This is a genomic window from Sulfitobacter sp. GN1-4 (genome assembly GCF_055693825.1).
Genome location: NZ_JBVFUQ010000003.1, coordinates 1,123,855 through 1,147,829 on the forward strand (window position 1 = coordinate 1,123,855; position 23,975 = coordinate 1,147,829).

The following is a 23,975-nucleotide window of genomic DNA, read 5'->3' on the forward strand; positions in this document are numbered from 1 at the left end:
GCCGACCGCTAAACCGTCACAGCCCCCAATCAGCGCACAAAAATCACGCAAATCTTAGGCGCAGCCAGGTATTTCTAAGTATGAAAACAGGTGTGATTGGAAATTTATTGACTAATTGGTCAAAATCCTGCCATCAAAGTGCTTTAACGGGAGAGAACCGATGGTCAGTACGCTTGCGACAACTTTCACCGGCCTCAACTTTGTCAATCCTTTCATCCTGGCGTCCGCCCCCCCAACGGAGAGCAAGCGCAAGATCATGAAAGCGTTTGAGGCAGGCTGGGGCGGGGTGGTGACAAAGACCATTGGCCTGCACCCGGTTGAGAATGTGGCCGGGCCCAAGACCATCTATCAACGTACGAGTGAGACGAAACCCTATGTCTCACGGATGAAGCGCCCCGATACGGTTTCGCATTCCTCTTGGAATTGGGAGCTGATCTCAGACCAGCCCTTGGATTTGTGGCTGCCTGATCTGGAAGAGATCAAAACCACCTATCCTGACCGCATGGTCATCGCCTCCATTATGGCGGGGGCGGGCAACCAAGAGGAAATGGACAACTGGCAAAAACTGGCACGTTCCGTCGTCAATGTCGGATGTGACGCGATTGAGTTGAACATGTCTTGCCCGCACATGGACCGCAAGGACATGGGGGCCAATGTGGCCAACGACGAAGAAATCATCAGATCCGTGCTGCACGCCGTCAAAAGCGCGGTGGACGTTCCGATTTGGGTGAAACTGACGCCGGCGAGCTCTTCGCTCGTGGAGGGGGCTGCGGCCGCCTATGATGCCGGCGCGGCCTCAATCTCACTTTGCAATACATTCCCGTCGCTTCCCTTGATGGACCCCGAAACGCTGAAGTTCGAAGTAGAAGTTGACGGGCTGGTCACCTCTGGTGGTCTGGGCGGTTTGGCGATTTTGCATCAAGCGCTGCAGCGGGTTTCAGATATTTCGCGTGCGTTTCCCGACAAATCCATTTCCGGCATCGGGGGCATTCGCGGGTTTCGTGAAGCGTTCAATTTCATCGTTCATGGCGCTGGAAACCTGCAGGTATGCACCGCTGCGATGGAGGAAAAGGGCAGCGGCGGTGTCGGCGTTAAGCTGATCCAGGAACTCAAGGATGATCTGAGCGAGTTTTTGGAGCGCAAAGGCCATTCCTCAATTGAGGATTTTCGCGGGATTGCCCGTGAACGGATCGTCGAACACTCTCAGGTCCGCCGAAAGAGCGATACCTACAACGGCGGCTTTGCTATTTCAGCCTAGGGTTGTGATGCACGTTCAAGCGTGCATGACGAGCGATGCGCAGTCCCAAGCCCCACGGGGCTTGGCCGATGACGTCATGGGTTTTCGCCCGGGCGTCCCTCCCTCAAATGAATTTCTTGCCGCCATCAATGGCTAATGTCTGGCCGGACGTGTAGCGGGCCAAATCTGACGCCAGATACAGCACGCCGCCTGCGATGTCGCCCAGTGTACCATCACGCGGTCCCATTCGGCCTCCTCCAGGTCGGCAAAGGGTGCGCGGGTCAGGCCGCCATAAATGGCAGCGTTGTTTATCAGAATATCAAGCCCGCTTAAATGCGCTTTGGTCACCGAAAGCGCATGACAGCTTGCCGCGTCCAATACGTCAACTTTGCAGGAATGAGCGGTGGCTCCTTGTTGCGTGAGGGCCGCCGCCGTCCGGGCGGCACCTTCTGCATTGATGTCGGCCACCAGCACCGCAGCACCCGCATCGCAAAGCGCCTGGGCAAAGCCCCGCCCAAGGCCACCTGCCGCCCCGGTGACGACAACGCGTTTCCCGCTTAGGTCAATCTCTGCCATTACTGTTACCCCAAATACTCAGCCGCCAAAGCCTCAGCCCGCACCGTTTCGAGGAAGGTCTGCGCCATGGCGCGTCCAGCTTCTGTCAGCATGTAGGGAAGTGACACCTCTTCAAAAAAGGCGACAGCCTCCAGAGGCTGCCAGTAATACCACCCTTGAATGATGCGCATCCCATGCCGCCTGGTGCGCCACCCTTTGTCAGCGTCTTTCGTTACGGCGTTATTGACTGTACGCACCTCTTTCACGGTGTCGTGCCCATCAATGATCGCCAGGATCGCCCGGGCCTGGTCCGGGTGCATGCCATGGGCGCGCAGGATGCCCTCTGCCATTTGCACCCCGTGCACTTCATGATCCCGCACCAGATCCTTGCGCGTTGGGTTTTTGCCAATGGCCAGCAACAGCAAATCGGGATCGATGCGTTTCCAGCGGATGTCATCCAGCAGGCAAACGTCGCGGTCTACTTGCGGGTGTTCCGTCAAAAGCTGCAGGCACCAATCAAATGACAAAGGGATACGCACGTCGTTTTTGCGGGCACGCATATAGGGTTCAGCGTGCGACCGGACGGGATCATAACGGGCAAGATCGCTCATGACAGGGTCCTTTTTCGCGGTGCAGAAGAAACCCGCTGCACCGCTCTGGGGATCAATCGAGAATTTCGATCCTGCCCTTATTGCCATCAACCCGTACGCGCATGCCGGTCTTGATCTTGGCGCTTGCCTTGCCGGTGCCGGTAACGGCGGGTAGTCCGTATTCGCGGCACCTGATGGCCGCATGGCTCATCATGCCGCCGATGTCGGTCACAGCGGCGCTGATTTTGCCAAAGACCGGTGCCCAAGACGGTGCTGTAACTGGGGTGACAAGGATTTCGCCTTTTTCCAGCTGGCTAGGCTCATCCGGGCTGCGCAGGACGCGCCCGATGCCTTCGGCAACACCAGGAGAGCCGGTCATGCCGAGCAGTTCGTCGCCTGCGTCATCTGCTGAAACCCAGCTTTCCACGGCCTCGGATGTGATCCCCGACAGCATGATCATGAAGGGTTCTGTGATGACCTCGGGCGGGTTGTTGAGTGCAGGGATGGGCGGTTCAGATTGCAGCCCTTTCAAGATCTTGGCGCGGCGCGTAGTGTCTTTTCTTCGCCCTCATCTCTTTGTTTGGCGGATAAAGGCGGGTAAACCTGCCTCAGCATTCGTTATTTGGATATAGTTATGGACACCGATAGTCTTCGCCTTTTTGTCTTGGCAGCCGATAAGCTGAACATCAGTGCAGCAGGGCGCGCTTTGGGCATGGTGCCTGCCGTTGCCAGCGCGCGGCTGGCCAAGCTGGAAAAGTCGATGGGTGCGGACCTGCTGCACCGCTCTACCCGCAAGGTATCCGTGTCCCTTGAGGGGTCAGAGTTTTTACCCTTCGCGCGTGAGATCATCGCCCAAGAGGACGCCGCGCGTGCCGCTTTGGGGCACAAGAGCCTCGATATCACCGGGACCATCCGCTTCACCGCGCCCAGCACCTTCGCGCAAACCTATGTTGCCCCCTTCCTGCCTGAGTTCACGGAACGCCATCCCAACATCAAGCTAGATCTGCGTCTGTCTGACACCCGCTATGACCTGATCGACGGCAGCTTTGATCTGGCCATCCGAAATGCAGCGCTTGAAGACACCAGCATGAAGGGGCGCAAGCTGGCGCAGGACACCCGCGTTCTCTGCGCCTCTCCAACCTATCTGGCGCAACACGGCCACCCCACAGCTCCTGCGGATCTGAGCACTCACAAGCTGGTTGCTTTCAAAGATCAGATCGCCCGCCCGCTTATTTCGGCGGATGGGCAAAAGGGCGTGTTTGATCCGCAAAGCGCCACCTGCCAGATCGTCATAGACGACGGCATGACGCAAAAGGTGGCAACGCTGGCCGGGGCGGGGATATCGATCAATTCCCTTTGGAACGTGCATCAAGAGCTGTCAGAGGGCCAGCTGATCAGAGTGCTGCCTGAATATAAGCTCGATGCAGATACCGCGATTTGGCTGGTCTATCCCAAGGCAAATATCCTGTCGCCGAAAGTGCGGGTGTTTATGGACTTCCTTTTGGACCGTGTTGGCCGCTGCGCTGTATTCTCGCAGGCCTAACGGATCAGGATCAAACCGGGCGCAGACCGCCCGGTTCTTTTGCGTGCCTGCCCAATCAGAATGGGGCGAACCCATCTGAGGGCACCGTGCTGCGCGACCAGCGGTCTTGCGGTGCGAGTGCAGGCACATCGACACCGCCGCGGGCAACCTGGCCGTCCTGGCCGTAAAGCCAAAGCACAAAGTTGGACCGTGACCCTTCGGTGATCGGCTCAGACGCATGCGGCACGCTGCCGTGATGGATCAGGGCCACGCCGGGTTCAAATTTCAGGCTTTCAACCCTGCGACTTTCCGGATCGATAAACGTCACGCCGGACCCCGCGAACCCTTCGCCGGGCAGGTTCAGGTTGATGTTCAACGTCACGGATGACGCATCAGAATGCGGCCGCAAAGAGGTGTCTGTGTCGGCCTTCCATTGGATTGAGAACCCAAAGGTCTGGCTGTCAAAGCCCGCGACATCCGGGAACAACAGCCGCGAGATCGGGCGCATGTAGCGGTTCATCAAGCCGTCATAGAAGGCCTGAAAGCCTGGCGCGCCGAGGTGGCCTTCGGATCTGGGATCCAACATCGCCCCTGCGCGGTTCAACGAAATGCCATAAGGCGGGCGCAGCGGGATATCGGCCTTTGCCGCCTTGTCCATATACCCCCGTAGGACGTGGATTTTTTCCGGGTCAAAGAACTGCGCTTTATAGACGCCGGGAAAGACCTCTTGCCACAGATCCTTGACGGCGCTGTCGCTGCTGGGCTCTGACCATGCCGCATCTGTGGCCTTCCGCAGCGCTGGTGCGAAAATCGTCTCATCCAAGGACAGGCCGGTAAGATCTTCGTTTTGCTCCCATTCTTTCCAGGCCTCTTCGAACAACCCGGTGTTGTTGTTCCAAAAGTGGTGAACGGAGGCCGCGCGCTGCAGCATCGCATCGCGGGTTGGGCGCTCAATTTCGCGCGCGAGGGTGAGTGAACTTTGTGTCATCTTGGTTTCCACATCCATTGGGTTTGGGTCTGCGTTCCAGGTAATGCGGTGCTTCTTGTTCATAAACAGGCGCAATCGGATAACAGTTTTCGCGAAATCAGGGTAATGCCGCGCCAAACAGTCCGGCGCGGCCCTGCTTTGCATGGGGTCAGTTAATGTCTTGGACTTTCATCACCAGATCGCCCCAGTTGCGCTGGTTCTCCATATCGTGCTCAAGCCCCTGTTCGTCGGCGATGGTAAAGCGCTTGATCGCCGGTGTTTTGCTGGTGGCCTGGTAAAGCCAATAGGCCTCAGCCTTCAACGCGTCCTCAATGGGTTTGTCGATGGATTCGTAGACCATCTGTTTGCAGGCGTTGATCGCCTCTGCGGGGAATTGCGCGATACGCTGTGCCAGCGCGTCAACGTAAGGGCCGATTTCATCAGGCTCCAATGCCTTGTTGATGGTGCCCAGACGTTCGGCATCATCCGCATCATAATCCTGCGCGCTTAGGATGATCTCCAGCGCTTTGCCCAGGCCCGTCTGGCGTGCCATGCGCGATGCGCCACCGCCGCAGGGCAGAATGCCCATACCGACTTCCATCTGCATGAATTTGAACTTGCCGCGCGCCGCAAACCGCATGTCGAGCGCCAGAGCCAGCTCATGCCCGCCACCGCGCGCAAATCCTTCGAGCTTGGCAATGGTGGCCTGTGGCACCTTGCTGATCCGTTCACAGACCGCCTGCAGATCAAGAAGCTGCGCTTCGTCGCGCGCGACGGCTTCTTGTGACATATCCTTGAGCAATTCCGTGTCGTAGTGGCAGACCCAAACCTCGGGGTTGGCCGATTGGAACACCACAACTTTTACGGAACGATCCCGCTCAAGACGCATGGCCAGGCTATTGAGGTCGGCCAGCATTTCTTGGCCCTGCACATTCACAGTGCCAAAATCAAAGGTCACCGTTGCGATTGCGTCTTTGACATTAACGTTGAAGGTCTGGAAATTCTCGTATTTCATCATTGTCCTCTTGTGATCTGCGCCTGTCCCATTGGGGGACAGGCTGATTTGAACGAGGACAGAGCATCGCTGCGCCTCTGTCCGGATGCGGATATATTTTCTCCAATATTCGAATAAATGGACTGGAATAGAATTCAGTATTCGTGAAAGGCGAAATATTGGGTCAGGACCAGGTCGGCGAAGGTCACGCATCGCCTAAGCGGTGTTGGCACGGAAACGGGTGGGTCAACCAGCGACTGCCAATTGCGCGCTCACCCGAATGGTCTAAAAACAAGACATGCGAACAACGCTCAAAAGGCTGGTCGTCATTCTATTGCTCTTCGGGGCAGGGGTCTGGGGCTGGAACTCATCGCTTCTTGTCTCAGGCCTTGATCAGCACGAAACTCGCCTCATCGCGCACCGTGGGGTGCATCAAATCTACGCTGGGGCTGATCGGTCAAATGAGGCCTGTCATGCTGCGCCGGTACAGCCGATCACCCATGCCTTCATCGAAAACACGATCCCCTCCATGCGTGAGGCCTTTCGCCTGGGTGCTCAGATCGTTGAGATTGACGTGCATCTGACCAAAGACGGCCAGTTTGCGGTCTTTCATGATTGGACGCTTGAGTGCCGCACAAACGGGCGCGGGGTCACGCATGAACAGGAGTTTGCCGCACTTGCAGCCCTTGATGTGGCGTACCGGATTGATGATGGCTCAGGCACCTATCCGCTGAGGGGGCAGGCCATAGGCCAGATGCCCAACCTGACCCGGGTGCTGGAGGCGAACCTGGGCGGGCAGTTTCTGATCAACTTCAAAAGCCGTCGCCCAGAGGAAGGGGAGGCGCTGGCCGCTTTACTGAAGCGACCCGCGTTTCGAGATCAGGTGTTTGGCGTTTACGGCGGGGCACCGCCCACGCGCCGCGCGATGGCCGAAACCCCAAACTTGCGTGGGTTTGACAGATCTTCGCTGAGGGCATGCCTTATCCGATATCTTTCGCTGGGGTGGACCGGCTACGTCCCAGAAAGCTGCCGCAACACGGTGGTATTGGTGCCCAAAAACTACGCGTCGTTCTTATGGGGCTGGCCGCATCGCTTTACGCGCCGCCTGGATGCCGTAGGCTCAGCCGTTATTTTGGCGGGGGACTATGATGGGTCGGGCTTTTCAAGCGGCATAGATGACATTGCAAGCTTTGGTGACGTCCCGCAGGCATTTGATGGCTTTATCTGGACCAACCGGGTTGAGCTTATCGGCCCGCTGTTTTCCGCCGGGGATCGGTAAATCCGCAACTCACCCCTGCGATCTGTGCCGTCCGATCAAGCCACTCCTCTGGGCAATGCGTTCTCAGGATCAAAGAGGCAAAGTGGACAGACGGTGGCACGGGTTGTCTGCCCGAGCAAAAGCACCTCAAGCTGCGTGCCGGGGGCCGCATGGGCAGGATCGACATAGGCCATGGCGAGGTTCTTGGACGTTCGGAACCCCCAAGCGGCAGAGGTGATGGACCCGGTTGCGGCACCTCCGGCAAAGACGCCTTCGCCTGGTTGCGCAGGTGCCGTGTTGCTATCTATCTCCAACACCACCCGTTCTTTTCGGTTTCCAGCGTCCATCTGGGCCAAAACCCCCGCTTTGCCCGGGAATTCCTTGGTCAGATCCACAAACCGCTGCAAGCCGGCCTCAATCGGATTGAACTCAGTGATGAAGTCACCCTTCCAGTGGCCATACCCCTTTTCCAGGCGCATCGCATCAATGGCGAACATCCCAAAATGGGACAGACCAAAGGCGGCACCCGCCTGGGTCAGCACCTCATAGGCGGCATAAAGCTGGGTGTTGGGGATATGCAGCTCAAAGGCCTGTTCGCCAGAATAGCTGATTGCGATGGCCAGCGCCTCCACATGCCCGATAAAGACCCGCTGCGCGGTGAGCCAGGGAAAGTCCGACTGCGCCCAAGCCGTGCGCGGCGACACTGCCGCCAGAAGAGCCCGCGTTTGGGGCCCCGCGATGACCATCATTGTGTGCGTGTTGGTGCGGCTTTCGATGCGAATGTCCGACCCCTCAGGCAGGTTTTCGCAGAGCCAGTCCATGTCATGGTATTCTGCCGTTGCCGCTGAGCCATAGAAAACCTCCCCCCGGCAGTGGCACGACCGTCGCCTCACCCGCGATGTTGCCTTTTGGGGTCAGGAAGTAACACAGACTTGCCCGGCCGATCTTGGAGGAGACTTTGGAGCATGTCAGACCGCTGAGCCACGCCAGCGCATCCGTCCCGCTGATCCGGAAGTGGTTAAAGCCTGAAAGCTCCGCCAGCCCAACGTTTGTGCGCAGCGCCGCAACCTCGGCCCCCACCACATCCTGCCAGTTCTGGAAGGTGTAGCCGTGGCCCGTCTCAAAATCCGCGCTGGGCTTGTAGAGCTCCGTCCGCTCCCACCCGTTAACGACGCCAAATTCAGCGCCTTTGGCCTTGAGGATAGGGTAGAGTGGCGATGCCTTGGCGGGACGGCCCGCAGGGCGGTGCTCATGCGGCAGGTGCCAGCGGAACTCGTGCTGGTAATCCTCAATGGATTTCAGCGCGGTAAACTCGGTATTGGCAAAGGCGGTGATCCTGCGCGGGTCAAGCTGCCAGCTGTCCCACTCCGTCTCGCCATGCACCATCATCTGCGCGATCATCTTGCCATAACCGCCCCCCTCGCCAATCCCAACGCGCAGGCCATTCATCGACCAGCAATTGCGCAGGCCCGGTTGCTTGCCCACCAGCGGGCCTGCGTCAGAGGCATAGGCAATCGGCCCGTTCACCACGGATTTGATGCCGACGTCCTGAAGGCAGGGCAGGCGGTCAAAGATCGGCTCCATCTTGGGCAGCAGGCGGTCCAGATCATCTGGGCACAGGGCGTTGACGAAATCTGGATCAATGCCGTCCATCCCAAAGGTCTTGCAGTCATGTTCATATATCCCGACGAGCAGCCCCTTCTTTTCCTGCCGCATGTAGAAGGTATCGCGCGGACAGCGCACCATAGGCACGCGGCTGTCACGCGCGGCCAGTTCGGGGATGTCTTCGGTAACGAAATACATGTGTTCCATGGCGATGACGGGGTATTCGATCCCCATCAACGCGCCGACCTCATTCGCGCGGTAGCCTGCTGCGATGACAATGTGCTCTGCCGTGATGGTGCCGCTTGCCGTGCTCACCAACCACTCATCATTGGGCAGTTGTTTCAGCCCGGTGACGGGCGTGTTGCGGTGGATCTTGGCGCCCATCTTACGCGACCGGGCCGCCAGGGCTTGGCACAGCTGGGCGGGGTCAATGTCGCCGTCTTGTGCGTCCCACATCGCGGCCAGAACACCGTCAATGTTCAACAATGGATTGCGCCGCTGCGCTTCGGCGGGGTCAAGCAGATCAAAGTCGATGCCCAGCCCCTTGGCCACCGACATGATGTGGTGCACCTCATCGACATGTGTCGGATTGGTAAGCAGCCGCATCCCGCCCGTGGCGTGGTGGTAGTTGATCGGATAGGCGGGGTCAGCGGCCAGTTCTTGATACAGCTTGATCGTATAGTCGCGCAGCAACAGCAGCAGTTGGTTGAACGCCACGCTGGGACATTGCGCAGCCGAATGCCAGGTGGTGCCGCTGGTCAGCTCATTGCGTTCCAGTAGAACCGCATCGGTCCAGCCTTCCTGGCAAAGGTGATAAAGCGCCGACAACCCGCCAACACCCCCACCGACAACAACGACACGTGCATGGCTTTGCATCTGCCACCCTCCCAGACTGCGATTTCAAACCGACTATCCGACACGGCGCATATTTTGAAAAACAGAATAAATGGAAGAATGACGTCAGTAATTCCGAATTGATCGGCAGGCTATCGGCCAGCCACAGCTTCGCTGAGCACGCACATCAGCTCAAACATCAGCGACACGCCCAGCCAGGCGGTGTTGCCGCCCGGATCAAAGGGGGAGACTTCGACCAGATCCGCCCCGATGAGGTTTACACCACGCAACGCACGAATGACCTGCTGCGCCTGAAAGCTGTTCGGGCCGCCAATTTCAGGCGTGCCTGTGCCCGGCGCAAAGGCAGGATCCACGAAATCAATGTCGTAGGTGCAATAGGTGGGCGCGGTGCCCACAATCTCGCGCACCTCAGCCATGACATCTTGGAAGCCGCGCTCAAAACACTCTTCAATCCGGATGATGCGAATGCCCTGCGCTTCGCCCCATTCGATGTCCTCCACGTTATAAGCCGTGCCGCGAATGCCCACCTGGACAAAGCGTTTGGGGTCCACCAGGCCTTCCTCAACTGCGCGGCGGAAGGGCGTGCCGTGGGTGAATTTCTGGCCGTCAAAGTAGCTGTCAAAAAGGTCCGTGTGGCTGTCAAACTGGATCAGGCCCAGCGGACCATCGCTGGCCAAGGCACGCAGGATCGGCAGAGAGATCAGATGATCGCCCCCCGCAGTCATGGGCGTGATGCCTTGGGCATGTAGCGCGCTGTAAAAGCTGGTGACACGATCCAGACTGTCTTGGATGTCCACCGGATTGGGCGGCACGTCCCCCAGATCGGCCCAGTTCAGCAGGGCAAAGGGGTTGATGCCCGTGACCGGGTTCATCGCCCGGATCATGGTGGAGTAATCGCGCAACTGGCGCGGCCCATGCCGTGGTCCTGGCCGGTTCGTGGTCCCGCCGTCCCAGGGCACACCGACAAGACCCATCTGCACATCCGCATAGCGCGCGTGATCTGGCGTTAGCCCGGGCAGACGCATAAAGGTCGGCACGCCCGCAAAGCGCGGCAGTTCCATCCCAGAGACCGGTTGAAAGAACGGATCGCCCGCCGTCATGATGCATTTCCTTTTGCTATGTTTTCCGCCGCCATTGAGATCATCTCAAACATCACGGCCATGGCTGTGAGCGCGGTGATCTGGTTGGGGCTGTCTTTGGTTGGCATCATGCAAACGATGTCGCCGCCAATGATGTTCAACCCCCGCACCGCATGCAGCAGTGCGACAGCCTCATCAATGTCAAAGCCCTTTTCGCCAGGCTCAATATTGGACACGCCTGGCGCAATGGTCGGATCCAGGCAATCGAGATCAAAGGTAATATAGACCGGGCGGTCTCCGATCACTTCCCGTGCTTGGGCCACGACATCGGCCACCCCGCGACGGCGAAAGTCCTTCATCGTGACGACGTTGTAGCCATAGTCATAGGACGGCTGTAGCCAATCCAATGTGCGCGCATGGCCGCGCAGACCGATCTGCATGGAATGGGTCGGATCAACCTGGCCTTGGTCCGCCAGATAGGCCCCCCAATGCGCGGCAGATTTCTGCGCGCCTAGGAAATGATCCACCTTGGTAAAGACATCCGTATGCGCATCCAGATGCAGCAGGCAAACAGGCTCACCGCCCGCGATCTTGCCGCGCCCCAAGGCTTGCAGGATGCCGCCGGTGATGGAGTGATCGCCGCCGATGGAAAATGGGCGCGCGCCAGCGGCATCCACCTTTTTATAAAAGGCGGTGATGTCAGCGATGCAGGCCTCATTATCATTCGCGCGCGGAAAGGGGACATCGCCGATGTCGGCAATCTTGGCGCTGTTCCAGGGATCAATCTCAAAACCGCTGTGCATGCGCCGACCCACCGCAGAGACGTTGCGCAAGGCGCGGGGCCCCAGGTGTTGATCCCGTTCGGTGGTGCCGTTGCCCGCCGAATGCGGCACACCGACAAGGGCGATGTCTTGCCCTTCAACGGCGACATTGGGGCAGCGAAAGAGCGTTGGAATACCCCACCAATAGAGGTTTTCCATCATGGCGGTCTGGTATGGATCGGTCATTTAGGTGTTCCTTGGCGCGCAAGGTCCGGCCATTGCGGGCCGGACCCTTTGCTTAGTCTTGTTGGTCTTTGCGGCGGAACGCGCCTTGGACAATGCGGTCCATGACCATGGCAAGGAAGAGGATCGCAAAGCCGCCCAACAGGCCTGGACCCTTAGCGGCGAACTGCAACGCCTCCAGAATTTCCTGACCCAGGCCACCTCCGCCAATCAGCGAGATGATCACAACCATGGACAGGCACATCAGGATCGTCTGGTTCACCCCGGTCATGATGGAGGGCAGGGCCAGTGGGATTTCCACGTCCTTCAGCAGCTGCCAGCGTGAAGCACCAAAGGCCACTGCGGCCTCTTTGATGCTTTCGGGAACGCCGCGCATGCCAAGCGCCGTCAGGCGGATCACCGGAGGCATGCCGAAGATGATCGTGGCCAGAATGCCGGGCGGGTTGCCGGTGCCAAAGAAGGCGATGATCGGGATCAGGTAAACGAACGCAGGCAGCGTCTGCATCAGGTCCAAGACCGGCTCTGCCATGCGGTAGGCGCGTTTGGATTTGCCAAACCAAATGCCCAGCGGGATGCCGATGATGACACACAGCAGCACCGCAGCCCCAACGAGGGCAACGGTCTCCATCGCCAGCGACCAGTAGCCTAGCAGCGCGGTATAGCCCATGGCCGCAACCGTAAAGATCGCCACGCGCGGGCCTGCCGCACGCCAAGCCGTGACCGCGATGACCAGCATCACAACGGGCCAGGGCGAGCCATTCAGCGCGACGGTCAGACCGTCCAGAACCGTGCGCACGCCAGAGACGATGCCATCAAAGACGTCGCCGCCCGCGACGGCCGCCGCATCAATGCGCGCCTCCATCCAAGAAGCGACCGCACCAAAGAGCGTGCCGTTGCCTTCGCCTAGAATGTAGCTGGAGATTTGCTGTTCGGGGAATTGCTCCAACACCTCCATCGAGGCATTGACAGTAAAGCGGTAGATGACCAGCGGCGCGATGGCGAGGGTCAGGATAGCCCCCAAGACCGCGTTGCCGACAGACCGGCCGCTTTCCGTGCTTTCAGGATCAATACGCCAGCGCGAATACTGTTTTTCGTAGACCGTGTTGGCATAGATGCCTTGCACCAGCTTGACGACCAGCAGGATGGCCAGCCCGGTCAGCATGATGCCTGTCGCCTCCGCCTGTGCGGCGGCAACTTTTTCCATGTTGGTATCAATGGCGCGCTGCATGTTATCGGCCAGCTTGGTAAAGCGGTCGATGTCTGCCTGTTCGGTCGCCGCAGCGGCCTGATCAAGGCGGCGCTGCATCGTCTCGGCCTGGGAGGCGGCGCGCTCTAGGAACTCTGAGCCTGGCGTGCCCCAAAGCCCGCGCCCGATCTGGACCCAGGCGATGATTTCCAGGATCAGAAACGCCCAGAACATGCCCCAGATCGCCCGGCTGGAGGCCCAAAGCGGTCCCAGCACAGCGGCCCAGATGTTGAATGTTTTCGGCATGACGCCTGTTTTGTCGTGGATCTTGTGGAAGGCCTCGACGTAGTAGTCGCCGTTTGCTTCGGCAAATTCCTTGATGGAATTGTCCAACGCCTCGTGGTCAACCTCGATATCCGAGGCGGCGGTGACCTTCATTTCTGTCACGTCAGTCATCCTTGCCCCCTTGAATACCGCGCAGCAGACGCGGCTTGGTCACCACGCCAACGTCTGTGCCATTGTCGGTGATCACCACCGGCTGCTCTGTCTTGACGGCCAGATCAATCAGCTGATCCAGGTCAGCCTCATGATCAGCGCGCAGCGCACCTTCGAGCGATCCAGAATGGCTCTCAAGCGGCTGCATAATCGAATGCGCCTTCACCAGTTTGAGCTTTGAGATGCCTTGCACAAATTCGCGCACGTAATCATCCGCAGGCTCCATCACGATCTGTTCCGGTGTGCCGATCTGGACGATCACACCGTCCTTCATGATGGCGATGCGGTGGCCGATGCGGATGGCCTCATCCAGGTCGTGGGTGATGAAAAGTGTGGTCTTCTTCAGCTGCGCCACGAGCGCCTTGAACTGGTCCTGCAATTGCAAGCGGATCAATGGATCAAGCGCTGAGAAAGGCTCATCCATCAACAAGATTTCCGGGTCAGATGCCAAAGCGCGGGCGATGCCAACGCGCTGCTGCATCCCGCCAGAGAGTTCACGTGGCAGCCGGTCTTCATAGCCGGTGAGGTCCACCAGCCCCAGCGCATGGTCGGACACCGCCCAACGCTTGGATTTAGAGATTTTTCTGATTTCGAGCGGATAGGCGACGTTGTCGCGCACCGATCTATGGGGCATCAGCGCCATGTGCTGAAACACCATGCCGATCTGCTGGGCGCGGATGCGGCGCAGCTCTTTTTCGCTGAGCTGGGAAATATCATGCCCGAGGATTTCGATCTTACCCGCCGTGGGTTCGATCAGCCGGTTGATGTGGCGCACCAACGTTGATTTGCCCGAGCCCGAAAGCCCCATGATGCAAAAAATTTCACCACGTGCGACTTCGAAATTGGCGTTTTGAACACCCACAACGCACTGGAACTCTGACAAAACCTCAGGTTTGCCGATGTTCCTGCTTTTGACGGCGGCCATGGCTTCTTCGGCTTTTGACCCGAAGATTTTCCAGACATCCGTGACCTTGACGACAGTTTCGCTCATCCCATACCCCACAATAGTCAAAGGCCGCCGCGACCAGGTCGCAGCGGCCCCAGGTTTCGGGACTTAGTTGGTCAACCAGCCAACAACCCTGTCTTCGTTCGCAGCAACCCACTCTTTGGCGAATGCGGCGGCTTCCTGGCCGTCAACGGCCAGGGCTTTGCCCATCGCGCTGAGCGACTGACCATCCATTTGGAAGTTCGCAAAGAGTGCGGCAACTTCAGGGAAGTCTGCTTCCAAAGACTTGGCATAGTGCAGGTGCAGTGTTGCACCATTCCAAGCAGTGGAGGCTTCGGACTTGGACAGCCAATCTGGATCGTCTGTCGGCTGAACGATGGTCCAGGTGGACGGATCATGGGCTGGCTCTTCCAGCACGGTCAGGTCCTGGGTGACGAAGATGTAGTGCGGGCTGTAGCAGAAACCGATCCAAGGCTCACCGGCCTTGGCGGCATTCGCCAGGTTGGCGTATGCGATTGTTTCTTCGTACTCAGTCAGCTCAAAGATCTGGTCATAGCCGTAGGACTTTGCGCGGATCTTCTCAACCACGGTGGAGGCCCAACCTGGCGCACCAATCCAGACCTCTGGCGTGCCGTTGCCGTCGGTGTCAAAGATCGCCATTTTGTCTGGATCGCTCAGGTCATCAATGGATTTGATGTTGTGCTCTTCCGCGATGGCGGTTGGCACGCACATGCCCTGTTCGGCTTGTACCGGATTGCCGTTCATCACAACCGTGCCGTTTTCCTTGACGTAGGTGTCATGCAGGTTCTGCTGGTTTGGCATCCACACCTCTGGGTGCACATGCATGGAGCCTTTGTCCATCGCTTCAAAGACGATTGGGTTGGTGCCGTTCTGCAGCTCCACATCCAGGCCAAGGTTCTCTTCGATGATGACCTCAAGCACGTGTGCGGTTGCGTTCACGGACGCCCAGTTTGGCACGCCGATCACGATGTCAGCCGCCATGGCAGGGGCCGCCAACAACATTGCTGAGCCAACAGCACTCATTTTAACTTTGTTCATTCTTAACTCCCTATCTAAGCTTAAAGGCAGTTGGCCTGCCTCTTGTGCGATTAGTGTTGGCGCAAGCGCACCACTTTGTCGATTCATTATGTCGTCACCTTTTTGATGACGATTCACACTATTGGACAGGATCAGACTTTCATGAAGTAGAATTAATGAAATAGCATGTTCTGAAAATCAGATCTAAGGATGTGCTGTGAACAGCGATATCTCTCTTAAAGCCCTGCGCTATTTCGTGACCGCCATCAGTGAGGGCAGCATCACGGAGGCAGCCAAGGTTGTGAATGTCGTCCCGTCCGCCGTGCATACCGCCATCAATCAGGTTGAAGCGGCCTTTGGATTGCAGCTGACCATTCGGAGCCGGTCCAAAGGCATCTCATTGACCGCAACAGGCCATCAGATGCTGCCTAAGATCCAGAACCTGCTGGATGAATACGAAAGTCTGCTGCGCGAAGGCAATGACATGCGCACGCGCTTAACGGGGACGTTGCGGGTTGGGTATTACGCGCCCGCAGCGCCTTCGTTCATGCCAAAGATCATCGAAGAAACTCTGCGGGATAACAACGAGGTATCGGTTAAGTTCTTCGAATGCGACAGCCAAAGCGCGCAGGATGGGCTGGTCTCAGGGGCCTTTGACGTCATCATATGTGTGGCGCAGGCGATGAAACCCGGCATCGCCTATGAAACGCTGTTGGAATTGCCAGGCTATGCGTTGGTGCCAGCCTCTGATCCCCTTGCCGCTCGGGCAAGCATCACGATGCGCGAATTTGCGGATCGTCCGCTTGTGTTGTTGGACCTGCCGGTGATCAGCGAATACTACGCCAGCCAGTTCAACCAGGTCGGTGTGAAGCCCGATGTTGTCGCCACGGCAAACTCTCTTGAAATGGTGCGCAGCCTTGTGGGCCGGGGCATCGGGTGTTCCTTACTGCACATGCTTACGGCGAACCAATTCACCTACGCCGGTGACAAGGTGGCAGCTGTCCCGCTGGAGCCGCAGATTGACCTCGTTAAAGATCGTTTTGGGCCACTTGCCGGATACGCCGCGCAGGCTTGTCCGGGTGTTCGTGGATGAGTTGCAGACCTATTTCAACAAGGCCGAGGCGCGCGCCCTTCGGGTTGCGGAGCCTAAAAGCTGAAAGCGTCTGTGCGCCCGCCCGGTTGGGCAGCTTGTGGCCCACCCCCCCCCAAAAAAAACGGGCGAATTTTTTCAGGGCAGGTCGGCTAAACTGCTGGGAAGTGCCGGGTTTTTGGGCGCCGGGGGTCACTGCTTTTTCAACCTAATGTCTTCTTTTAGCTGTATTTGAATTGCATTTTCACCCTCAACGAAAGCTCTGAACCGTCAGAAAGACGTGCGTTTGGCAGAGCTGCTGGCGAATGCTGTCTGCCCCGATCCTCCGCAGAGGTTGGAACAAGGGGCAAGTGGGTTTGCTGCGTAATTAGTGAGTAAAGCGATGACAGGCGACGACAACGACAACACACTGACGGGTACCGCGGGCAACGATACCATCGACGGGCAGGGTGGCAACGACACCATTACCGCAGGCACCGGTGACGACACGATTGACGGCGGCGCAGGCTCTGATACCGCGGTTTTTACCGGCAACGGGACGGATTATCTGTTTTTCTCCGACGGCACGGGCGAATTGTTCGTCAGCGGCGCGGATGGCACCAATACGCTCACGGGTATTGAAACGCTCAGCTTTGACAATGGCGATTATTCTGTCTCAACCGCCGACAATGGCGTTATTCGCATCGTCGAACCGGATGGGACGGATATAACCTTCGGCAGTTCGGGTGCAGATTCCGAATACGTTGGCCACTACGAAGTCGCCTATGCCGGTGACGGTGACGACTGGATTGCTACAACTGGTTCAACATCAGGTGCGGTCGCTTACGGCGAAGGCGGCAACGATTACATGAGCGGCAATAACCTGTCGCAAACGTTCTATGGCGGAGAGGGTAATGACAGCTTGCACGGTGGCGGGGATTACAACACCTCGGACCGCGATTACCTTTATGGTGGCGAAGGCGATGACTATGTCAAATCTGGGTTTTCAGGACCTAACGGCTACGGCGGAGACGTGTTGCATGGTGACGAAGGCAACGACACTGTCATCGGCGGCACAGCCAAAGACACCATTGATGGCGGTGCCGATGATGATCTGATTGACGCAGGCGACGGCGACGACGTGGTTGATGGCGGTGAGGGCAACGACACCATCGATGGCGGCGCAGGCAACGATACCATCACCTCAGGCCTTGGCGACGACAACGTATCGGGTGGTGATGGCAATGATCTCATCACCGATGGGCAATCCGCAAATCTGATCCAAAACGGGTCCTTTGAGGACAACGATTGGACCGGCGGTTACAGAGTCGCCCCGGATGGCTGGACACTGAATTCAGTCGATAACACTGGCCTTCACAGCGATGCCGGGCGTGCGTCTGACGGTGACCAGTATGTTGCCTTGGGCGGATGGAGCAACACCACAGGCAGCTCAATATCCCAAGACGCGACCCTTGAGGCAGGCAAAGAATACACAGTCTCATTTGATGTTGGTAACGACCATGCAACCGAGGACCAGGTTGTACAAGTTGAGGTCGTCGATGCAGCTGGAAACGGTTTGACTGAAACAGTCACGATCTCCCCGAGCAATAATGGTTCATTTGAATTTACGTTCACCGCACCCTCTGAGGATGTCACCGTGCGCTTTACGCACATGGACGGCGAAGGGGGCGATGCTAATCTCGACAACATCCAGCTGTTTGAGATCGACACCTCAAACGACACCATAGATGGCGGTGCTGGCGACGATACCATAGAAGCTGGTGCCGGTAACGATATGATGGAAGGCGGCGACGGGGCTGATACCTTTGTCGCGCAGGATGGCTTTGGCGATGATACCATCGTCGGCGGCGAAGGCGGGACGGATCAGGATACCATTGATCTGGGCAATCTCAGCGGCCCTGTAACGGTTTCGGCCTCTGGCGCAGAGGCGGGCACTGTCGCTGATGGCAATGGCAACACCATCGACTTTTCCGAGATCGAAGGCATCATCACGACCGACAGTGCTGACAACATCGACATCTCGTCCGACACCTCTGGCATGGTGATCTCATCTGGCGATGGTGCAGACACCATCGTCGGCGGCAGCGGCGCAGATACGATTGATGCGGGCGACGGCGCTGACCTGATTGACGGCGGTGCTGGCGCGGACATTGTCCACGGCGGTTCTGATAACGATACGATCAACGCAGGCGACGGTGACGACGTCGTCTATGCCGGTGACGATGACCAAGCGGGTGCCGATGTTGTTGATGGCGGGGCAGGGCAAGACACGCTTTACGGCTATTATGCCGATACGCTCAACGGCGGCGACGGCGATGATGTCATCTACATGGGCTATAACAACCTGAGCGCAACTTCGATCAACGAAGGCCACGGCGGGGCAGGCAACGACAATCTCATCGGTAACAACGGAAACCAGGCGCTTTATGGCGGTGAAGGCGATGATACGCTGACCGGCGGCGATGATCTTGGTACACTCGATCATGATACGCTTGACGGCGGTGACGGCAACGACCTCATTTATTCAGGTGCGACCCCGACTGAAGTTGTAGCAGGTTGGGAAGCCGCAGGCGATCTGATGTCAGGCGGAAGCGGCGATGACACGATCATCGGCGGTTCGGGGAACGACACGCTGTCTGGCGGTGCTGATGACGATACGATGGAAGGCGGTGACGGGGCTGACACCTTTGTCACAGAAGATGGCTTTGGCGATGATACCATCGTCGGCGGCGAAGGCGGCACAGATCAGGATACCATCGATCTGAGCAATCTCAGCGGCCCGGTAACGGTTTCGGCCTCTGGTGCAGAGGCGGGCACTGTCGCGGATGGCAACGGCAACACCATCGACTTTACCGAGATCGAAGGCGTCACCACCACCGACAATGCTGACAGCATCGACATCTCGTCCGACACCTCGGGCATGGTGATCTCATCTGGCGATGGTGCAGACACCATCGTCGGCGGCAGCGGCGCAGATACGATTGATGCGGGCGACGGCGATGACCTCATCACGCTCAACGATGGTTTTGGTGCTGATAACATCACTTTGGGCGGCGGTGAGGACACTGTTGATATGTCCTCCCTGTCAGAAGGTGTCACGCTTCAATACCAAGGCAACGGAGTATTCACCGCCACCGATGGCACGGATACCGCAACGATTGCACATAAATCCGGCGAAGCAATTAGCGATTTTATCCTGACGGATCAGGACGACAGCTATAATGGCTCGGGCGGCGGCACGATCCAGATGGGGGCGGGCAACGACACGATCGAGGGCGGCCACTACCATTCGCTTAATGCCTCAGGTGAGGAAGGCGAAGACCAGCTTACCGGGAATGCTCTGAGTGACACGCTGGACGGTGGGGCAGACAATGACACCCTGGATGGCGGGGACGGCGATGACACGCTGATTGGCGGTTCGGGCGATGACGTGATCACCGGCGGGGAAGGCAGCGATACGGCCATCTTCTCAGGCAACGCGGCTGACTATACTTTTGACGATGATGGCTCTGGATCCCTGATTGTCACCGGTGCGGACGGTGCCGATACGCTCAACGGCATTGAGACGATGCAGTTTGACGACACCAGCTATAGCGTGTCCACGATCGATGATGTGATCACTGTCACCAAAGACGATGGCTCGAGGGTTGAGTTTGGCACCGACGGCGATGACTATATCGAGTATGGCCACATTGAGACGGTTTATGCTGGCGACGGCAACGACACGATCTCATATGAGGGCAACCAAAACGCCTGGAATAATGGCGAAATTCATGGCGAGGGCGGTGATGACTACATTCAAGGTGCCAACGCTTCACAGGTCGCATTCGGTGGCGAAGGTAACGATACTCTCGTAGGCGGAGCGGAGTTCGGGACCGCTGATAGAGACACGCTTGATGGCGGCGCGGGCGATGATGTCATTTCCTCAGGCTTCAACAGTGTTCAAGACGGATACGACTACCTTTTAGGCAACGGCGATAGCCTGTCGGGCGGCGATGGCGAAGACACCATCACCGGCGGTTTGGCCCAAGACACCATCGACGGTGGCGCGGATGATGATGTCATTGACGCAGGCGGTGAGGATGACACCATCGCGGGTGGCACCGGGGATGACCTTATCACAGGTGGTGCAGGCGATGACACCTTCGTCTATGCCGCAGGTGACGGTGCCGACACGATCACCGATTTCAACAGCGATGGCACGGGCACGCTGGGTGACGGCGATACGTCCAACAACGATTTCATCGACCTGAATGCGTTCTATAACACCGTCTTTGAAATGCAGGATGACTTTGAAGACGACAGCATCCTCAACCACTCCAACAGCGCCGACAATGGTGGGGAATACGACTATTCCGGAAAGGCAAGCCTGGCGGGTGATGACAACATCACGTTCCAGAACACCAGTGCCTCCAACTTTACCACCGACAGCACCAATGTGGTCTGTTTCACCAAAGGCACCCGCATCGCCACCGCGCGCGGTGAGGTATTGATCGAAGATCTGCGCCCTAGTGATTTGGTTCAAACCCGCGACAACGGGCTTCAGCCCATCGTTTGGATTGGCCAGCGCCGGTTGGGTCAAAAGGCCCTGCACCGTAACCCCAAACTGCGCCCGATCTATCTGGATCCTCGTGCCACGGGGGCGGATGCGCCGCTGTTGGTTTCGCCCCAACATGGCATGGTGATGCGCCAGGGTAGGGATGAGGTCTTGGTGCGTGCCAAGCACATGACAGAGGTGTTCGGCGCCAAAGCCCGTATCGCCCATGGGCAGCGCGATGTGGTCTATTTCCACATCATGTTTGATGCGCACCAGATCGTCTTTGCCAACAAGGCCGCCTCTGAAAGCTTCTTCCCCGGCCCGCAAGCGCTGTGCGCGGTGCATGGTGCGGCCCAGGATGAGCTTTTTGCCGTCTTCCCAGAGCTTGCCAATCAGCATGCCGATCAGGTCTATGGCGCAACCGCACGCCGGTTTTTGCAGCGCAAGGAAGTCAGCGAGATGGCCAAGGATCTTATGCTTCTGGCAGCCTGATCCGCCAAAGCCTTTGATGCGCTAAGGGGGCAGCTGAATGTCCCCTTGGGCACCAATACACGCCATGCTGGTATCTGTGGCTTCGTGTTTTCGATTGCGAACTCTTAGGGTAGAAAAGGGGTCAAAGAATCCACAGGCGCAGAACCCGGCGAAAAAGACATGAACGTTCAAAAGGACCTGAACCCGAAAGTCGACCGCAAGGCAGCAAAAGCCGCAAAGCGCGACGCCAAAAAGCGGGAGATCGCCGAAAGCGCTATCTCAGCGCTCAAAACCTATGGCTACGCGCAGACGACATTGCGCGATATTGCGGCTGAATCCGATTTGTCCCTTGGCATGCTACATTACTACTTTGACGACAAAGAACAGCTGCTGATTTATTGCGTGCGCCTCTATAAAGAACAGTTCGTCGCAAAGATGAACGCGGTTTTAGGCGCGGCAACGCCGCCCGACGAAAGGGCGCATGCCTTTACGCAAGCCTTGGCCGAAACGATCCATGACGACGCTGATGTGCATCGCCTGTGGTATGACATTCGCAGTCAGGCCATGTTTGACGACCGCTTTGCCCCGGTCGTAGCCGAGTTGGAGGACCTGTTGCAGGATCTCGTGCGCCCTTTCGTGCCCGAAGGTCAGACGGATGAACGCGCGGTTCCGGTCCTTTATGCCCAGATCGATGGGATCTTCCGCTACCTGCTGCAACGGTGCGCTGCTGACGAAAACCTGAGCGTGGCCGAGATGCAAGAGATCCTTCTGACCCCGCTTTAAGGGGCTGTGGTTTGCTGCGCCACGGGGCGGCCACAACGCTGTGCCGCACGTAGCATTTGACGCATGCGGCAGGAATGTTTGATATATGAAAAACGCATATCTACATCCCGACAATTTCTTTGCGGCTATGGGGGATGTCACAGACACTTTGTGAAAAAGGGGAGAAGTTGATGACACGCCTTGCCGCTTTCAATTTCAAGGGCTGGATTGATGAACACCGGCACCTGCTCAAGCCGCCTGTTGGCAATAAGATGGTCTTTGAAGAAGCCGATCTGATGGTCACCGTCGTGGGCGGCCCGAACAAGCGCACAGACTATCATGACGACCCGGTAGAAGAGTTTTTCTACCAACTAGAAGGCGACATGCTGCTCAAACTTTATGACGGCGAAGAATTCTATGACGTTCCCATTCGGGAAGGTGAGATTTTTCTGTTGCCCGCGCATGTGCGGCATTCGCCCCAACGCCCGCAAGAGGGCTCTGTTGGGCTTGTGATTGAACCCAAACGCCAGCCTGGTCAGCATGATGCCATCGAATGGTACTGCTTTGCCTGCAACCACAAAGTCTATCGGGCTGAGTTTCAGTTGCAGTCCATCGTCAAAGATTTGCCCCCGGTCTATGAGAAGTTCTATGCTTCGCAAGAAGACCGAACATGTCCCAATTGCGGGGAAATCCATCCAGGTAAAGAGCCTCCAGAAGGCTGGGTCCAACTTTAAAATACCAATCAATATAACAGGGAAGCACCATGAAACACTTCACCAAAATCATTGCCTCTGCTGCGATTGCCGCGGCGACTGCCCTTTCAGCACAAGCCGAAGAGTTCCGGCTGGGCCTGATCACGCCGCCGCCGCATATCTGGACAAAGGCTGCTGAGGCTTTTGGCGCTGAACTGGCTGAGGCCAGCGGCGGCGCGCATTCGGTTTCTGTTTTCCCGGCCCGCCAGCTGGGGAATGAAGCGGAGATGTTGCAGCAACTTCAAACTGGTGCCCTGGACATGGCGTTTATGACCGTGGCCGAGGTGTCAAACCGTGCGCCCGAACTTGGCGCATTCTACGCGCCCTATCTGGCCAACGACATCGGCCATGCTGGCCGCATCCTGCGCTCTGACACGGCCAAAACACTGTTAGAGCCTTTGCCTGGACAAGTGGGTGTTGTTGGCGTGGGCTACGGCATGGCGGGTCTGCGCCAGATCGTCAGCCGGGGTGAGGTAAACTCAGCGGCTGATCTGTCCGGTCTGAAACTGCGGATCACCCCATTCACACCGATCCTTGATTTCTACAACGCCGTGGGTGCGGCCCCAACGCCGATGCCTTTGCCGTCGGTCTATGACGCGCTGGCAAACGGGCAGGTTGATGCGATCGACATGGATGCTGAGCTGATTTGGGTGCTCAAGTACTACGAACATGCGGACACCATCGTGCAATCCGATCACATGATGTTCCCCATGGTTGGGCTGGTCTCTGCCAAGGTCTGGGCGGGCTTGTCCGAAGAGGATCGCAAAATGGTCGGCGATCTGATGGCGAAACACGTGGACAGCACCATCGACAGCTACACCGAAAAAGAAGAAGGCTGGTTGTCCCAGATCGAAGGCACCGGCAAGACCTATACCCGTGTTGATGCCTCATTCTTTGGCGGTGCCATCGACGAATGGAATGCCATCTGGTCTGAGAAGACATCATCGCTTGATGCGCTGCGTGCAACCGCTGCTGAAACAGAGTAGCCTCATCTGAAATGAGATCAGGGCGCGCCCCCGTGCGCGCCCGTTT

19 protein-coding genes and 2 pseudogenes are annotated in these 23,975 nt (G+C 57.7%); 8 read left to right on the plus strand and 13 right to left on the minus strand.

Going from position 1 to position 23,975, the window contains the following annotated elements; all coding sequences use genetic code 11:
* Positions 1 to 160 precede the first annotated feature (160 nt).
* Positions 161 to 1,258: a tRNA-dihydrouridine synthase gene (locus ACZ1HM_RS06015; protein WP_472741966.1), complete on the plus strand. Its 1,098-nt coding sequence runs from the start codon at positions 161 to 163 to the stop codon at positions 1,256 to 1,258.
* A 103-nt stretch (positions 1,259 to 1,361) separates the two neighbouring features.
* On the opposite strand, the gene ACZ1HM_RS06020 is transcribed toward ACZ1HM_RS06015, so the two are convergent.
* The 4 genes and pseudogenes from ACZ1HM_RS06020 to ACZ1HM_RS06035 all read right to left on the minus strand — a co-directional run bounded on the left by ACZ1HM_RS06020 (position 1,362) and on the right by ACZ1HM_RS06035 (position 2,842).
* Positions 1,362 to 1,484, minus strand: coding sequence for an SDR family oxidoreductase (locus ACZ1HM_RS06020; RefSeq protein WP_472741967.1), 123 nt, complete (start codon positions 1,482 to 1,484; stop codon positions 1,362 to 1,364).
* Between the two features lie 11 nt (positions 1,485 to 1,495).
* Positions 1,496 to 1,813 (minus strand): annotated as a pseudogene (locus ACZ1HM_RS06025) (SDR family NAD(P)-dependent oxidoreductase); the annotation flags it as partial.
* 5 nt (positions 1,814 to 1,818) lie between these two features.
* Entirely contained in the window at positions 1,819 to 2,403 is a 585-nt protein-coding gene (locus tag ACZ1HM_RS06030) for an HD domain-containing protein (protein WP_472741968.1), read from the minus strand.
* Positions 2,404 to 2,455: 52 nt separating this feature from the next.
* On the minus strand, positions 2,456 to 2,842 hold the full coding sequence (locus ACZ1HM_RS06035; RefSeq protein WP_472741969.1) for a PEP-utilizing enzyme: 387 nt from the start codon (positions 2,840 to 2,842) through the stop codon (positions 2,456 to 2,458).
* Between the two features lie 174 nt (positions 2,843 to 3,016).
* Here ACZ1HM_RS06035 and ACZ1HM_RS06040 point away from each other — a divergent pair, with 174 nt between their 5' ends.
* Positions 3,017 to 3,925: a LysR family transcriptional regulator gene (locus ACZ1HM_RS06040; protein WP_472741970.1), complete on the plus strand. Its 909-nt coding sequence runs from the start codon at positions 3,017 to 3,019 to the stop codon at positions 3,923 to 3,925.
* 55 nt (positions 3,926 to 3,980) lie between these two features.
* On the opposite strand, the gene ACZ1HM_RS06045 is transcribed toward ACZ1HM_RS06040, so the two are convergent.
* The gene (locus ACZ1HM_RS06045) at positions 3,981 to 4,892 is read right to left on the minus strand and encodes a 2OG-Fe(II) oxygenase family protein (protein ID WP_472741971.1); all 912 of its coding nucleotides are present in this window, start codon (positions 4,890 to 4,892) and stop codon (positions 3,981 to 3,983) included.
* Positions 4,893 to 5,040: 148 nt separating this feature from the next.
* Positions 5,041 to 5,886, minus strand: coding sequence for an enoyl-CoA hydratase/isomerase family protein (locus tag ACZ1HM_RS06050; protein ID WP_472741972.1), 846 nt, complete (start codon positions 5,884 to 5,886; stop codon positions 5,041 to 5,043).
* Between the two features lie 277 nt (positions 5,887 to 6,163).
* Between ACZ1HM_RS06050 and ACZ1HM_RS06055 the strand changes: the two genes are divergently transcribed.
* The gene (locus ACZ1HM_RS06055) at positions 6,164 to 7,144 is read left to right on the plus strand and encodes a glycerophosphodiester phosphodiesterase family protein (RefSeq protein ID WP_472741973.1); all 981 of its coding nucleotides are present in this window, start codon (positions 6,164 to 6,166) and stop codon (positions 7,142 to 7,144) included.
* 35 nt (positions 7,145 to 7,179) lie between these two features.
* Here ACZ1HM_RS06055 and ACZ1HM_RS06060 read toward each other — a convergent pair whose 3' ends face one another.
* The 7 genes and pseudogenes from ACZ1HM_RS06060 to ACZ1HM_RS06090 form a co-directional block, all read right to left on the minus strand.
* Positions 7,180 to 7,470: a glycine cleavage T C-terminal barrel domain-containing protein gene (locus tag ACZ1HM_RS06060; protein WP_472744579.1), complete on the minus strand. Its 291-nt coding sequence runs from the start codon at positions 7,468 to 7,470 to the stop codon at positions 7,180 to 7,182.
* Between the two features lie 93 nt (positions 7,471 to 7,563).
* A pseudogene (locus tag ACZ1HM_RS06065) lies at positions 7,564 to 9,604 on the minus strand (FAD-dependent oxidoreductase); the annotation flags it as partial.
* A 110-nt stretch (positions 9,605 to 9,714) separates the two neighbouring features.
* On the minus strand, positions 9,715 to 10,683 hold the full coding sequence (gene speB, locus ACZ1HM_RS06070; protein WP_472741974.1) for an agmatinase: 969 nt from the start codon (positions 10,681 to 10,683) through the stop codon (positions 9,715 to 9,717).
* Positions 10,680 to 11,669, minus strand: a complete 990-nt coding sequence (locus ACZ1HM_RS06075; RefSeq protein WP_472741975.1) for an arginase family protein — start codon at positions 11,667 to 11,669, stop codon at positions 10,680 to 10,682. The genes speB and ACZ1HM_RS06075 overlap by 4 nt, the downstream gene beginning before the upstream one ends.
* Positions 11,670 to 11,721: 52 nt before the next feature.
* Positions 11,722 to 13,308 carry an ABC transporter permease gene (locus ACZ1HM_RS06080; protein WP_472741976.1) on the minus strand — a complete coding sequence of 529 codons (1,587 nt, stop codon included), beginning with the start codon at positions 13,306 to 13,308 and terminating at the stop codon, positions 11,722 to 11,724.
* Positions 13,301 to 14,338 carry a quaternary amine ABC transporter ATP-binding protein gene (locus ACZ1HM_RS06085; RefSeq protein WP_472741977.1) on the minus strand — a complete coding sequence of 346 codons (1,038 nt, stop codon included), beginning with the start codon at positions 14,336 to 14,338 and terminating at the stop codon, positions 13,301 to 13,303. Before ACZ1HM_RS06085 ends, ACZ1HM_RS06080 begins: the two co-directional genes overlap by 8 nt.
* Positions 14,339 to 14,401: 63 nt before the next feature.
* A complete protein-coding gene (locus tag ACZ1HM_RS06090; protein WP_472741978.1) occupies positions 14,402 to 15,352 on the minus strand; it encodes an ABC transporter substrate-binding protein in 951 nt (316 codons plus the stop codon).
* A 196-nt stretch (positions 15,353 to 15,548) separates the two neighbouring features.
* Here ACZ1HM_RS06090 and ACZ1HM_RS06095 point away from each other — a divergent pair, with 196 nt between their 5' ends.
* The 5 genes from ACZ1HM_RS06095 (at position 15,549) to ACZ1HM_RS06115 (ending at position 23,929) form a co-directional block, all read left to right on the plus strand.
* Complete coding sequence (locus tag ACZ1HM_RS06095; RefSeq protein ID WP_472741979.1) at positions 15,549 to 16,424, plus strand: LysR family transcriptional regulator; 876 nt, start codon at positions 15,549 to 15,551, stop codon at positions 16,422 to 16,424.
* Between the two features lie 379 nt (positions 16,425 to 16,803).
* Complete coding sequence (locus ACZ1HM_RS06100; protein WP_472741980.1) at positions 16,804 to 21,450, plus strand: Hint domain-containing protein; 4,647 nt, start codon at positions 16,804 to 16,806, stop codon at positions 21,448 to 21,450.
* A 159-nt stretch (positions 21,451 to 21,609) separates the two neighbouring features.
* Entirely contained in the window at positions 21,610 to 22,212 is a 603-nt protein-coding gene (locus ACZ1HM_RS06105; protein ID WP_472741981.1) for a TetR/AcrR family transcriptional regulator, read from the plus strand.
* 170 nt (positions 22,213 to 22,382) lie between these two features.
* On the plus strand, positions 22,383 to 22,925 hold the full coding sequence (locus tag ACZ1HM_RS06110) for a 3-hydroxyanthranilate 3,4-dioxygenase (RefSeq protein WP_472741982.1): 543 nt from the start codon (positions 22,383 to 22,385) through the stop codon (positions 22,923 to 22,925).
* Positions 22,926 to 22,954: 29 nt separating this feature from the next.
* A complete protein-coding gene (locus tag ACZ1HM_RS06115; protein WP_472741983.1) occupies positions 22,955 to 23,929 on the plus strand; it encodes a TRAP transporter substrate-binding protein in 975 nt (324 codons plus the stop codon).
* The last annotated feature ends 46 nt before the right edge of the window (positions 23,930 to 23,975 follow it).